Genomic DNA, 13,852 nt, shown 5'->3' with positions numbered 1-13,852 from the left:
TATCTCAAAGAGATAAGTAAGTGAATTTGTTATTCATGCTGACCATCATCAAAAACTTGAATGGTCACTTTTTTATCTACTAAATCGGTAAATTTTCCTTTATACCTAGTCGCTTTCACTAAATGATTATCTATCCAATGGTAGTTCCCTCCTCTTGGCTTCCCCATTAATAAACTATGAAATTTAAAACCATGCTTATTAAGCCAATTGATTGTTACCTCTCGGTGATCTTCGGTTCTTGATGTAAAAAAGCAAATTAAATGTCCTTCTTCAAACCACTTGTTACAAGTTGCCAAAGCATCTAAATAAGGTTCACAGGTCGCCATTCTTTCTGGTTCTTCATTTGGAATATCGTCTGTGATCGTTCCATCTATATCAATCAAATAATTTTTAACTTCATCAGGTAAAATCGGACTTACCTTTTCTCCTGCTTCTACTTTTTCGTGTAATAATTTGTCTGCGTCTTCTCTTTTCATACTAAATGCCTACGAATGCAGGTATATTTTAATTTAAATTATTTTTGTTTAGAACTTGGGTAACTTACTCATCTTTCCAGTTTAATCTGTCCATCTGGTTGTAAGGCCAAGGAGCTCCATTATTTTCAATATTTGTCATCATATTATTAAGTTCTACTGGAGCAGCACTTTGCTCCATTACTAAATAGCGTCTCATTTCTATGATTATTGACAAAGGATCGATACTAACAGGACAAGCTTCAACACAAGCATTACACGTGGTACATGCCCAAAGTTCTTCAGCAGTTATATAATCTCCTAATAATTGTTTTCCATCATCTTTAAATTCGCCATTGTTAGCATCCATGTTTTTACCAACTTCTTCTAACCTGTCTCTGGTATCCATCATGATTTTACGAGGAGACAATTTTTTTCCTGTTAAATTGGCTGGGCACTCGCTGGTACAACGACCGCATTCTGTGCATGTATAAGCATTTAATAATTGAACCCAGGATAAATCTTGAACATCGCTAGCTCCAAATTTTGCTGGTATTTCAGTTTCTGCGCCTTCAGCTGGTGCTGCAAATGGATCGACATTTGGATCCATCATCATTTTTACTTCTTTGGTTACAGATTCCAGATTGTTTAATTGCCCTTTAGGTTTCACTTTTCCATAATAGGTATTTGGAAATGCTAAAAGAATGTGTAAATGCTTCGAGAAATATAAATAATTCAGGAACACTAAAATCCCCAAAATATGAAACCACCAAGCAGTACGCTCTATTACGTGAATGGATGTTTCTGGTAATCCACTAAACCAAGGTGATATATATTGACTGATAATATTCCCTGAATTTAGAGATTGAAAATGAACATCTGTTGCATTCATGATTAAAAACAGTGCCATTAATACCATTTCGAAATACAATATGTAATTGGCATCGTTCTTTGGCCAACTGGTCATTTCACTTTTCCAGAAACGTTGAATTTTAATAATATTTCTTCTTATCCAAAAAATCGTTACAGAAATAAATACTAAAATTGCTAAAACTTCAAAGCTACCGATTAAAAAACCGTAAATCGATTCTGGTAAAATGCTTAAAAATATACGATGTGTTCCAAAAAGCCCATCGATAATAATTTCTAAAACTTCAATATTAATAATTATAAAACCTACATAAACAACCACATGCAGGATACCAGCAATAGGTCTTTTAACCATTTTGCTTTGACCTAAAGCAATTCTAGTCATGTTTTTCCATCGCTGACTCTTATTATCACTAACATCAACATCTTGACCTAACTTAATGTTTCTAATTAGAGTTTTTACATTTTTGGCAAAGTATCCAAAGCCTGCAATAAGAGCTATAGCAAATAATATGTTTGGAATATAGTTCATAAGTGGTTGGGTTGGTTATTGTCTTTCGTCTTCTGGCTTTTCGTAATCGTCTTTATTCTTTCCTCCAAAAACCGACACATTAACATAGCGTTTTGGATTCAATTTAACATCTTGAAGTAATTCTCTTAATTGCATAGATGCGATTTCCAGATTATTATATAGTTTATCGTCTTTAAGTAATTTTCCTAAAGAACCTTCACCTTTATCTAAATCAGCCAAAAGTGCATTGACATTTTGTAAGGTTTCATCAAGTGTTGCAACAGTTTTAGAGACTTCAACATCTTTTAAATCTTCAGATAGAGATGCAAGGTTTTTGCTAACTGTACTAAAATTACTAATAACAGCAGTTAAGCTATCTTGATTTTTTGCTATCAAATTATTGAATGAACCTGACAAGGTTTTAAACGAAGATAAGGTGGCATTTAGTTCTTTAATTGCGTGCTTTAAGCCTTCTTCAGACTCATCTTCTACTAAACCATTTAAGTTTAATAACAGAGAATCTGCTGATTTTAAAGTACTTCCTAAATCGTCTCCTATTCCTGAGAAATTATCGGATAAACCTTTAATTAGTCCTTGCTCTACTTCTGATTGTAAAACATCTCCATCTTCCGCAAATTGGTTGTCTTCAGCAGGAATAATAGCAAGTCCATTACCATCCAAAAGCCCTAAAGGATAGAGTCTAATAATACTGTTTTTCGAAAATTTTAATTCGTCGTTTACAGTAAATGACACACGTGTTTTACCTGTTTCAATAACATAAATAATGTCATTAATTTTTCCCACATTATTGCCTTTTATGGTTACAGGAGATGCTGTTGTTAAGGCGTTATAATCAAATTCTGTATAAAACGTTTTTGTAGAATTCAGTAAATTTTTACCATTTAAGTAATTGATTCCAAAAATTAAAAATACAATTCCAAGAATGACTAATATGGCTGTTTTGACTTCTCTTGATAGTTTCAAATTGATTTTATTTAGTTACTAAACAAAATTAGAAATAAATTTATAAAGAATGACTCTAATTTGCTGTTGATTTTAAGGCTTCGTCTAAAGGTATAATCTCTCCGTCTTTATAGGCTACAATAAAACTAGAGATGTAACCCTTAGTTTTTGCATAGGTTTGAAAGTTTTTAATTTTAGAATAATTAGAGGTATAACCATAATAATATTTGTACAACCCATTTATTTTATCTCTTGAAATATCTTCCAAGCCTTTAAAATTATAAGGTTTTAATTCAATTTCTTTAGAACTAGCAGCTATTTGCACTTTAAATACAATATTATTATAAATTTCGTCAGGTTCTGCATCTTCTGTCATTTGAGTTTCTGATTCCTGATAAACAAAATCATCAATATTCTGATAGATGGCTTTTTTATAATCTAAAACAGCATTTTTAATGGCAGTAGAGATTTCATGTTGTCCTTTTTTAGAATTTAAATAAGCCCCTTCATTTTTGTTTGTAATAAAACCTGCTTCAATAAGAATACTTGGCATAATAGTTTGATGTAAAACTATAAATCCAGCCTGTTTAACTCCTCTATTCTTGCGTTTTAATATATTTGTAAAGTTATTTTGAACCAAACTAGCTAATAAAATACTTTGATCTAAATACTCTTCTTGCATGAGTGTTAAACCTATATAAGAACCTGGAGAATCTGGATTAAATCCATCGTAATTTTTTTCGTAATCATCTTCTAAGTAAATAACTTCGTTCTCTGCCTTAGCTACATTAAAATTAGTATCATTTCTATGGATTCCTAAGACATAAGTTTCAGAGCCATAAGCCTGTGTATGGTGAGCATTACAATGTACGGATACAAACAAATCTGCTTTGGCTTCATTCGCAATTTTTCCTCTTACAAATAAGTCAACAAAGACATCTTTTGTTCTAGTATAAACAACTTTTATGTCTGGATTTTTTTCTAGTTCTTTTCCAACTTCTAAAACAATTTTTAGCGCTATGTCTTTTTCTTTATAGCCTTCTTTCGATGGTTTTCCAGGATCTTTTCCTCCATGACCTGCATCAAGAACCACAATGAATTTATTTGAAGCATCTTGCGCATAAAGTGAAACCATGTTTGTAAGTGATAAAACAAACATGATTGATAATATATATAATACAGATTTCGTTTTCATATTTAGAATAACAGCTTTTTGGCAGGATTATTACCTACTTTAGTGATGTTCAAGTTTAATTTTCGAATTTTCGTTAATATTAAATTAATCACAAAAAATATATGTAATTTTGGCAATTCAAAAACCGAGCCATACTTTTACAAAAATACATTTAAAAGCGTTGCGTACAAACAACTTTTACATACTTTTTGCCTTAAGTTTTACAGTGTTTATCAACACTTCTGGCTTCGCTCAAGATATTCCAAATTCTGGAGGAAAAGTTCCTACTAATAAAAGCAACGATAGCGTTACAGTTAATGTAAACAACCTTGAAAAAATAGAGCTTTCAGAAATCGGGCAAGATTCTACCTTACAAGATTCTGTAATACCAAAACCTGAACTCTTATCTGCCACAGTTACTTATAAAGCTAAAGATTACCAATCTTTCAACAATAAAGAACAGAAACTATATTTATATAACGAAGCCGAAGTTTACTATGAAGATATGGAACTAAAGGCTGGGATTATTGTAATAGACTATTCAAAAAACGAAGTTTATGCTGGACGTATTAAGGATTCTCTTGGTAATTATAGTCAAAACCCATCTTTTAAACAAGGAGATAATTTGGTAGAACCTGACTCCATTCGTTTTAATTTTAAAACTGAAAAAGCGCTCATTTTCAATTCTAAAACGGAGCAACAAGGCATGCAGATCTATGCGCCAATTACAAAAAAAGAAAACGATTCGGTTGTTTTTCTTTCTAAAGGTAGGTTTACAACCTCCACAAATATTGAGAATCCAGAATATTACTTTCAGGCAAACAAAATCAAATTAGTTCCAAATAAGAAAATTGTTGTAGGATTAACAAATATGGTTATTGCCGATGTTCCTACACCTATTGGGTTGCCTTTCGGCTTTTTTCCATTAACAAAAAAACAAACATCAGGAGTGCTTATTCCTAGTTTTGGAGAACAAAGTAGTCGTGGGTATTTTTTACAAAACGGTGGTTATTACTTTGCTATTAGCGATTACTTAGATCTAGCTGTTTTAGGAGATTATTATACCAATGGAAGTTATGGGTTGCGTTTTGAAAGTAATTATGCTGTACGTTATAAGTTTGCTGGTGATTTTGGTTTTAGATATGAAAATTTAATAAGTAGTGAACGTGGGTTTCCAGATTATTCAAAAACGACCATATATAATATACGTTGGTCGCATAGCCAAGATGTAAAATCTAGTCCTAATTCCAGATTCTCTGCTTCTGTAAACTTAGGAAGTAGTAAGTATTACCAAACCTCAATTAATCAGGTCAATTCACCAAGTTTTTTAAATAATACCATGGCATCTTCTGTTTCTTATTCAAAAACATTTCAAGGAGAGCCCCAAGTAAATATGAGTGTTGCTGCTACACATTCGCAAAACACCAATACTGAAAGCATTAATATGACATTGCCTACGATACAGGCAAGTGTTAGTAGAATATATCCTTTTGAACCAAAAATAGGTTCTAAGAAAGGGATTATTGAAAACATAAACTTTCAGTATAATATTAGAGGTGAAAATAGAATTGACACAACAGATTCTTTATTTTTTAAAAAGGAAATGTGGGACGATGCTAAAATGGGTGTAAACCATAGTATCCCTCTTACTACTAATTTTAAAGTCTTAAAATATTTAAGCTTGAGTGCAGGAACAAATTACAGTGAAACTTGGGCCTTCGAAACTGTTAACAAGTATTATAATGAAGAAGATAAAACTGTTATTACAGAAGTTAATAATGGATTTGCTGCTTATAGAACATATAATTTTAATGCTAGTATAGGAACCACACTTTACGGGATGTTTAACTTTGAAAAAGAAGGTGAAGACAAAAAAATAAAAGCACTTAGGCATGTTATGAGACCTTCTATAAGCTATACCATAAACCCGTCTTTCGATCAATATTACAACACTTATGAAGTTGTAAGTGCAGATGGAACAACAATCGAAGAAGTTGAATACTCTAAATTTGAAGGCTCTCTTTATGGTTCTCCTAATCAAAACTTCTCGAATACCGTTGGATTTTCTTTAGGAAATAACATAGAAATGAAAGTGCGAGACAAAGATTCTGCTGCTACAGAACCCAGAAAAATTAAGCTATTAGACAATCTTAATTTTAATGCAGGTTACAATATTGCTGCAGATTCCTTAAACTGGAGTGACCTAAGAATTACCGGAAGCACACAATTACTTAAAGATAAAATGTCGGTAAATTTTGGTGCTTCTTTAAACCCATATGCTTTAGATAATAACAACAATTTAATTAATACATGGAATGTAGATAATGGTGGAAGTATCTTTAGACTAACAAGTGCTAATGTGACCATGAATTATACCATTTCTAACTCCACATTTACAGGAAGAGAAACTGAAGAAAGTCAAGCAGAAACTCTAAGAAGTGGTGGTCGTGCCGACGATTTATTTGGTAGATCTCAAGATTTTGCCAACTCCAGTTTTTACGAAGACGATGAGGAAGAGAAAACTCCTAGCGATTTGTATACCACTGTAATTCCCTGGAGTTTACGCCTAGCCTATGCCGTTAACTATACAAACGCTAGACGCGAAGACGAAATTTCATCACACTCATTAATGTTTTCTGGAGATGTTGAATTATCACCACGATGGAAAGTTGGGGCTTCTTCGGGATATGATTTTAAAAACAAAGGTTTTTCTTATACATCGTTACGTTTTGAAAGAGATTTATTAAGTTGGAGAATGAGTTTTAATTGGATTCCTTTTAGCGACAGAAGTTCATGGAATTTCTTTATTGGAATTAAATCTAACTTGCTTAAAGATCTTAAATACGATAAACGAAGACAACCTGATAAGCAATTTTAATTATGAAAAAAATAATCAACACGCCACATGCTCCTGCTCCAATTGGACCTTATAACCAGGCCATATTAATCAATAATGTTTTATACACGTCTGGACAAATAGCTTTAAACCCGATAACTATGGAATTGGTTTTAGATGATATTAAAACGGAAACCAAACAAGTAATGGAAAACATGAAAGCCGTATTAAAAGCAGCAGACATGACGTTTGAAAATGTATTTAAAACATCTATTTTTATAAGCGATATGCACAACTTCGCTGAAATAAATGAGGTATATGCTACTTATTTTAACGAAACAACTGCTCCAGCTAGAGAAACCGTTGAAGTTGCCAATCTACCAAAATTTGTTAATGTTGAAATTAGTATGATGGCTTCAAAGTAAGGTTCTTCCATAAAAAAACTACTTACCTAATAAGCTTTCTTCAAATAATTTATAGATTCTAAGGTACTCGTCTGTCCAACTACTAGGTTCTACAAAACCATGACGTTCCATGGGGTAAACAGCCATTTCCCAGTTTTCTTTCCCCAATTCAATTAATCGTTGAGACAAACGAACCATATCTTGAAAATGAACATTATCGTCAATCATACCATGTAAGATTAATAAATCGCCTTGTAAACCATCGGCAAAATAAATAGGAGAACTCCTCCTGTACGCCAAACTATCGGTTACTGGTGTATTTAAAATTCTTGCTGTATAACCATGATTATAAGCTGCCCAATCTCCAACAGAACGAATTGCAGCTCCAGCTTTAAACGTTTCAGGTTCGTTAAACATAGCCATAAGGGTTATAAAACCTCCATAAGAACCTCCATAAATACCTATTTTATCTTTATCTATTCCATATTCACTCATTAAATACTCGGTGCCATCCACTTGGTCTGATAAATCTTTTCCTCCCATGTGCCTGTAGATCCCTGTTCTCCAATCTCTTCCGTATCCTGCACTTCCACGATAATCTATATCCAAAACGGTATAACCATTATCCACTAACAGATTATGGAACATGTATTCTCTATAATAACTACTCCACCATTTGTGGGCATTTTGCAAATAACCTGCTCCATGAACAAAAATGACAGCTGCTTTGTTTTTAACATCTGTTTTTGGCTGATATAATCTGGCATGAACTTTGGCACCATCGTCAGCTTTAAAAGTGATTATTTCGGGATCTTTCCAAGAATAGTCGTTAAAAGCTGTTGTAGTAGAATGTGTTATTTGTTTTGGTGTTGCTTCTTTTGAAGCAAACATCGGATTTTCTTGCACATACAATTCTGTAGGTTTGTTTGAATAAGAATACAAAATAGCCATTTGCGTTTCGTCTGGTGAAAGCGTGACATCATTTTTACCTATTTTATTTGTTAGAGCAGTGAATTTTCCTCCATGTATAGGCATACTATAAAACTGACGGTCACCAAGATGATTTTTATTTGCAATAAAATACCAATGTTTTTGATTTTTAGAAATCTGTGGATGGTATATTTCAAATGCTCCTTCTGTAAGGGCTTTAACTTGCTTTGTCCTCACATTCATTGTATATATATGCGAGTAACCTGTTTTCTCAGACATGTACCAAATAGACTTGTTATCTGGCATCCAACCTAATTCTCCACCACCATAACCACCTATTCCTGGTCCTGCAATCCAAGCTTCGTCATGCTGATGATCAATGTTTTCAATCGTTCCCTCTTTTACATTTAATAATACAATCCAACGGTCCTTATAATCGTTTGCTATAATATCTAAAACAGGAAATTTCCCATCTGGACTCCAAGTAGGCCCTGAGATATAACCAATACGATTTTCGTTTGCATAAGGTCTGTCGGGATAATCTTTGGTGTATTCCGGAATATAATCTAAGCCCTCCAAATTATCTAAAACAACAGGATAGGTTTTTCTATTGGCAATATCGTATACATACATGCTATATTCTGTCTGCTCATCTCCTACTTTAGATCGTGTGTTCTCATCTTCTGTATAGCCAGATTCTGTAACATAATGTGGCATGATAGTCTTTTTATTTTTAGGTCGTTTAGCCGTTAAGTATGTCACATAATTGCCATCTGGACTCATTTGCTGATTTAAAATCGATGTCCCATCTAAATAGATTTTTAATGGTTTTTTTACATCAAAGCGCTTCAATAATGTATCACGTATATCATTTTTCTCTTTTCGTTCTCTTAAAATATCGAATAATTCTAATTGATCGTTGTTAAGCCATTCATCCTTATCGGTTCTTTCTTTTTCTTTTTTCTCTTTATTTAAAAAATTTGTGATTTGTGTTGTTGTTCCATTTTTTAAATTCCATTTATAAATATTTTTATCTTTAACATAAGCCACTTGCGAGTCAAAATCTGTAAAATGAACGTTTCCTTCATAATCCAAGGTATTGGTAATTTGTATTACTGAATTTGTAGTTACATCCTCAATAAAAACATCACCATGTTTAGTATATATCTTTTTAGTTTCATCTTTATTAAAAATCACTTTTGAAGCAGGCAAACCATATTCTGTTTCAAAATCTACTTTAGTAATTTTATCATTTTTTAAATTATACGCATAAAGCGAGTCGTTTAAATCCGAATCTGGATTCCAATTAAAATAAATGCATTCATTGTTATTGGACCAACTAACATTTGATGGTAAATGACCAATAAAGTTGGAACCTTGCATAATCTCTTTAATAGTTAATTCAGAAACATTATTTATTTGAGCTATACTGAACTGGTTCAAGAGACATATACTGAAAAACATTAGGACTTTTCTTAGCTTCATAACACATATAATTATTGCAAATAATAAGGAAACGAAGTTACTCTTTCTCTTTATGAAATTCAAACCTAAACTATTTTTAAGAGTTTTTATTCTTTAAACAATTGTTAATAAAACACACTTTAAATTTCCAATTTCTCATGATGAATTTTCTAAGAACGTGTATTTTTGATAGAAAACAAATATCTTCCAAAGATGCGCATAGAACAAGACATTAAATTAGGCTTTAAAGACGTGATGATTAGACCAAAACGATCGACTTTAAAAAGCAGATCTCAAGTAAATTTAGAACGAGACTTTAAATTTCTAAATAGTGATTTGCAATGGCATGGCATTCCAATTATGGCAGCAAATATGGATACAGTTGGAACTTTCGATATGGCTTTAGCCTTATCGAAGAACAAATTATTTACAGCAATACACAAACATTATTCTATATCAGAATGGGAACATTTTTTACAAAATGCTCCTAAAAACATAATAGATTATATTGCCGTAAGTACTGGAACAGGCAAACAAGACTTAAAAAAATTAGCCGATATTTTTAAATTACATCCACTATTAAAATTTATATGTATCGATGTAGCTAATGGCTATTCAGAGCATTTTGTGAGTTTTGTTCAGCGTACAAGAGAGCAATACCTTGATAAAACAATTATCGCAGGAAATGTGGTTACTGGCGAAATGGTTGAAGAGCTTCTATTATCTGGAGCAGACATTGTTAAAGTTGGTATTGGACCAGGTTCTGTATGTACAACACGTGTTAAAACAGGCGTTGGTTATCCACAATTATCAGCCATTATTGAATGTGCTGATGCAGCTCATGGATTAGGCGGTCAAATAATTAGTGATGGTGGCTGTACGACACCTGGAGATGTTGCTAAAGCTTTTGGTGCTGGAGCCGATTTTGTGATGCTTGGAGGCATGTTTGCTGGACATAATGAAAGTGGTGGAGAAACCATTGAACGTGGAGGACAAATCTATAAACAGTTTTATGGCATGAGCTCTGAAACTGCAATGGACAAGCATGTTGGTGGTGTTGCAGAATATAGAGCAAGCGAAGGTAAAACAGTTGAAGTTCCTTATAAAGGTGATGTTGAAGTTACGTTACAAGATATATTAGGAGGATTAAGAAGTACTTGCACTTATGTAGGTGCTCAACGCTTAAAAGAATTGACCAAGCGCACGACTTTTATTCGTGTTGCAGAGCAAGAAAACAAAATTTATACGATATAAAAAGGTTTAACTTTACTAAAAAGTTAAACCTTTTTGTTTTCAATTAATTGGCATTATTTATTTTAAATCAGATGGAAAAACAACTTTCCATTCAGTTTTCATATCAACTACGTGCCAACCACTAGAATCTGCTTTTTTCATTAATTCATCAGAAAAGGTTCCAATATGAGAGTCTGGACCGTAAGCCCATTCTCTATCTGCATCTGTATGGTGCACCAATCCTTGGAAGGTTTTTGTTCCTTTACTTTGACTCCATTCTAACATTTGCTGGTCTCCTGTTGAGTTTCCAAAAGCAAGAATTGGTTTTTTACCAATATGCGAATTGATTCCAACAGGCTTTCCAACTTTGTCGTCAATAAAATCAACTTTTGCTATTCTCTTGAGAACTGGCTCCCCATCATTATAATCATAAGCAACTTGAACACTACTTCCAACTACATTTTGTGTTGGAACTCCATAAACTTTCTCAGTCCAAGGACGCATAAATTCAATTCCTCCTCCTGAAACTATAAAGACTTCAAAATCATTAACTCTTAAATAATCCAATAATTCAAGCATTGGTTGATAAATCATTTCAGTAAATAGTCTATCTTTAAATCTAGGGTCAGGTTGTTTAGCTACAGTAATCCAATTGTTTACTATAGTTTCAAAATCATTTGTAGACATACCAGCATGTGTAATTGCTACAATTTCTAATATTCCTTTCTCACCAGATTCCATCAATGTTTTTTGATCATTTTCTAAAACGGCTTTAAAAGGTTGTTTGTTTTTCCATTCTGGATGTTCAGGAGCTAATGTTTTAATTCTATCAAAAGCAAAAAGCAATTGTGCATAAACAGGTTGTTCAGCCCATAAGGTTCCGTCATTATCAAAAGTTGCTATTCTGTCTTTTGGCAATACATAATCTGCACTATTTTTATCAGTAACAGCATTTACAAAACTAACGATTGCTTGTTTTGTTTTCCCTTCATTCCAAGAAGGTAGAGGATCTTTAATTTCTGCTGGTTGCACTGTGTTAGAAACCACAGACTCTTCTGCATTTGTTTGTTCTTTACAAGATGTAAAAGCGATTAGGATAGTAAGAACAGAAAAGTAATAAATTGATTTGTTTATTTTTTTCATCGAATTCGTTTTATAGAAATAAAAGGGTGCAGAATGCACCCTTTTGTTATTCAGTATATAAAGTTTATTCTCCTTCTAATTTAGGAATTACAATCCCTTTTTCTTTCAATAATATTTTAGCTTTTTGAATATCTCTAAATTGTTTAATTTCTAGAGGACCTGTGAATGTTTCACTTTGTAATGGACGTGGTGGATATTCTACATAGGTTTTCATTAAGTCTTGTGTAGCTTTACTAAAAATAGGTAAGGTCCATGTTTTTTCTGTAAAACTAGTCATAAAAATATCGTAACGTTCTTGTGGGTCTGCCCATAAATCATATATAGCAGGTACAGTTGCTACATAGGTTTGGTCTCCTCTCCAACCTAATTGTTGACCAGGCATATCACTTCCTGCTTGTGCACCATTATCTCCACGTGTATTGAAAACAGCTTTCCATCTATCTACACGTACAGCACCTGGGCTTAATTCTGCCTCTGTAAAGTAGAACCATTTTCTACGTAATGGTTTCCCTTCATCAAACAAAATGTTAGACATATCATAACTATCAAAAACCATAGGTACGCCATCTCTATCTTTAGTTGGTAATTCTATTCCTGCTAAAGATGCAAAGGTTGCCATATAGTCTAAACCACCAACAATATCATGATTATCAGAACCTGCTTTAATTTGTCCTGGCCACCATGCTAATGCTGGAACAAGGCTACCACCTTCTCTATCTGTACCTTTAGACCCTCTAAAAGGTGTGTAACCAGCATCTGGATATACATCCTGCCAAGCTCCATTATCTACAGTGTAAACAACCAAAGTATTTTCTTCAATCCCTAATTCTCTTATTTTATCCATGATACGCCCTACGTTATAATCCATCTCAACAACGCAATCTGCATATTTACTTTTAGCTGGAGATTTTCCTGCAAATTGCTTTGAAGGTAAATTTGGCTGATGGTTTTTCGCAAAGTTTATGCTCATAAAAAATGGTTTATTATCTTTTGCATAAATATCCATTTGTTTTAAAACGTTTTCAGTCATATTCATGTCTAATTCCGCTATGTTCTCTGTAGTAACTTTAGAAATTTCTCTAACCGGCTTACCAGCTTCTCCTTCTAAAATACCTTTAGTTACTTTTTGGAAGAAAGCTGCCATTTCTGGAGACATTTCTGGATTCCAAGAAGGGAATGCATAAGTATATGCATTTAAGTGATATAAAACCACATTTTGCATAATATCATATCCTTGTGCAGTTGGCATGGCATAATCATCTTCACCTAAATGCCATTTTCCAGAAAAATACGTGTTATAATCTGCTTTTTTTAGTACAGAAGCTAGTGTCCATTCTGCTGCTGGAAGTCCTCCACCTTGTCCTTGAAAGGCAACCGTGGTCATACCAGAACGGTTTGGGATTCTACCTGTTTGCATAGCAGCTCTTCCTGGAGTACAACTTGGTTGTCCATAAAATGACCAAAATTGCATACCCTCTTTTGCTACTTTGTCTAAATTTGGGGTAGGCATCCCTCTACCTACACCTCCTCCATAGACTCCTAAATCTCCCCAACCTGTATCATCAGAAACTAACATAATGATGTTGGGTTTTGTTGGTCTTTTACTGTTTTTCTGTGCAAATGTCACAGAAAATGATAGGCAAAACAGTCCTATCATGATTAATGATAACGTTTTTGTGTTTTTCATGGTTAAAATTATTAAGTTAAAATTGATAGTGATAAAGTAAATAGGTGATTTAATATAAAAACATAGTTCCAATTTAAATTTTAATAGATTATGATTTGAGAAGTAATAATCTATTAGTGGTCAGTAATTTAAACTAAGTTTGTTTATTAGTTACCTAAATATATACAAATTTAAAAAAAAAAAAA

The 13,852-nt window shown here is 33.0% G+C and carries 10 protein-coding genes; 3 read left to right on the top strand and 7 right to left on the bottom strand.

Annotated elements, in window-relative coordinates:
* Window positions 1-29 precede the first annotated feature (29 nt).
* The 4 genes from ACI5KZ_RS02955 to ACI5KZ_RS02940 all read right to left on the bottom strand — a co-directional run bounded on the left by ACI5KZ_RS02955 (window position 30) and on the right by ACI5KZ_RS02940 (window position 3,991).
* Window positions 30-476: a phosphoheptose isomerase gene (locus ACI5KZ_RS02955; RefSeq protein WP_109309920.1), complete on the bottom strand. Its 447-nt coding sequence runs from the start codon at window positions 474-476 to the stop codon at window positions 30-32.
* 64 nt (window positions 477-540) lie between these two features.
* Window positions 541-1,854, bottom strand: coding sequence for a 4Fe-4S dicluster domain-containing protein (locus tag ACI5KZ_RS02950; protein ID WP_406846847.1), 1,314 nt, complete (start codon window positions 1,852-1,854; stop codon window positions 541-543).
* Between the two features lie 15 nt (window positions 1,855-1,869).
* The gene (locus tag ACI5KZ_RS02945; RefSeq protein ID WP_109309918.1) at window positions 1,870-2,817 is read right to left on the bottom strand and encodes an MlaD family protein; all 948 of its coding nucleotides are present in this window, start codon (window positions 2,815-2,817) and stop codon (window positions 1,870-1,872) included.
* Between the two features lie 55 nt (window positions 2,818-2,872).
* Window positions 2,873-3,991 (bottom strand): N-acetylmuramoyl-L-alanine amidase, encoded by a 1,119-nt coding sequence (locus ACI5KZ_RS02940; RefSeq protein WP_406846846.1) that lies wholly within the window; start codon window positions 3,989-3,991, stop codon window positions 2,873-2,875.
* Window positions 3,992-4,100: 109 nt separating this feature from the next.
* Here ACI5KZ_RS02940 and ACI5KZ_RS02935 point away from each other — a divergent pair, with 109 nt between their 5' ends.
* Window positions 4,101-6,848: a putative LPS assembly protein LptD gene (locus tag ACI5KZ_RS02935; RefSeq protein ID WP_406846845.1), complete on the top strand. Its 2,748-nt coding sequence runs from the start codon at window positions 4,101-4,103 to the stop codon at window positions 6,846-6,848.
* 2 nt (window positions 6,849-6,850) lie between these two features.
* Complete coding sequence (locus ACI5KZ_RS02930) at window positions 6,851-7,231, top strand: Rid family detoxifying hydrolase (RefSeq protein WP_109309915.1); 381 nt, start codon at window positions 6,851-6,853, stop codon at window positions 7,229-7,231.
* An 18-nt stretch (window positions 7,232-7,249) separates the two neighbouring features.
* On the opposite strand, the gene ACI5KZ_RS02925 is transcribed toward ACI5KZ_RS02930, so the two are convergent.
* The gene (locus ACI5KZ_RS02925) at window positions 7,250-9,625 is read right to left on the bottom strand and encodes a prolyl oligopeptidase family serine peptidase (protein ID WP_406846844.1); all 2,376 of its coding nucleotides are present in this window, start codon (window positions 9,623-9,625) and stop codon (window positions 7,250-7,252) included.
* Window positions 9,626-9,817: 192 nt separating this feature from the next.
* Here ACI5KZ_RS02925 and ACI5KZ_RS02920 point away from each other — a divergent pair, with 192 nt between their 5' ends.
* Complete coding sequence (locus ACI5KZ_RS02920) at window positions 9,818-10,858, top strand: GMP reductase (RefSeq protein WP_406846843.1); 1,041 nt, start codon at window positions 9,818-9,820, stop codon at window positions 10,856-10,858.
* Window positions 10,859-10,915: 57 nt separating this feature from the next.
* On the opposite strand, the gene ACI5KZ_RS02915 is transcribed toward ACI5KZ_RS02920, so the two are convergent.
* Entirely contained in the window at window positions 10,916-11,980 is a 1,065-nt protein-coding gene (locus tag ACI5KZ_RS02915; protein WP_406846842.1) for an HAD family hydrolase, read from the bottom strand.
* A 64-nt stretch (window positions 11,981-12,044) separates the two neighbouring features.
* Entirely contained in the window at window positions 12,045-13,667 is a 1,623-nt protein-coding gene (locus tag ACI5KZ_RS02910) for an arylsulfatase (protein WP_406846841.1), read from the bottom strand.
* Window positions 13,668-13,852: the final 185 nt, after the last annotated feature.

This window comes from Xanthomarina sp. GH4-25 (genome assembly GCF_045363175.1).
GTDB lineage: Bacteria > Bacteroidota > Bacteroidia > Flavobacteriales > Flavobacteriaceae > Xanthomarina.
Note: the sequence above shows the minus strand (reverse complement) of the source record. Positions and strands in the feature narration are given on the sequence as shown.

Excerpts from the sequence above, each read along its gene's own strand:
- ACI5KZ_RS02940 (WP_406846846.1), bottom strand. The coding sequence starts at position 3,991 with ATGAAAACGAAATCTGTATTATATATATTATCAATCATGTTTGTTTTA.
- ACI5KZ_RS02955 (WP_109309920.1), bottom strand. The coding sequence starts at position 476 with ATGAAAAGAGAAGACGCAGACAAATTATTACACGAAAAAGTAGAAGCA.
- ACI5KZ_RS02925 (WP_406846844.1), bottom strand. The coding sequence starts at position 9,625 with ATGAAGCTAAGAAAAGTCCTAATGTTTTTCAGTATATGTCTCTTGAAC.
- ACI5KZ_RS02950 (WP_406846847.1), bottom strand. The coding sequence starts at position 1,854 with ATGAACTATATTCCAAACATATTATTTGCTATAGCTCTTATTGCAGGC.
- ACI5KZ_RS02920 (WP_406846843.1), top strand. The coding sequence starts at position 9,818 with ATGCGCATAGAACAAGACATTAAATTAGGCTTTAAAGACGTGATGATT.
- ACI5KZ_RS02930 (WP_109309915.1), top strand. The coding sequence starts at position 6,851 with ATGAAAAAAATAATCAACACGCCACATGCTCCTGCTCCAATTGGACCT.
- ACI5KZ_RS02915 (WP_406846842.1), bottom strand. The coding sequence starts at position 11,980 with ATGAAAAAAATAAACAAATCAATTTATTACTTTTCTGTTCTTACTATC.
- ACI5KZ_RS02910 (WP_406846841.1), bottom strand. The coding sequence starts at position 13,667 with ATGAAAAACACAAAAACGTTATCATTAATCATGATAGGACTGTTTTGC.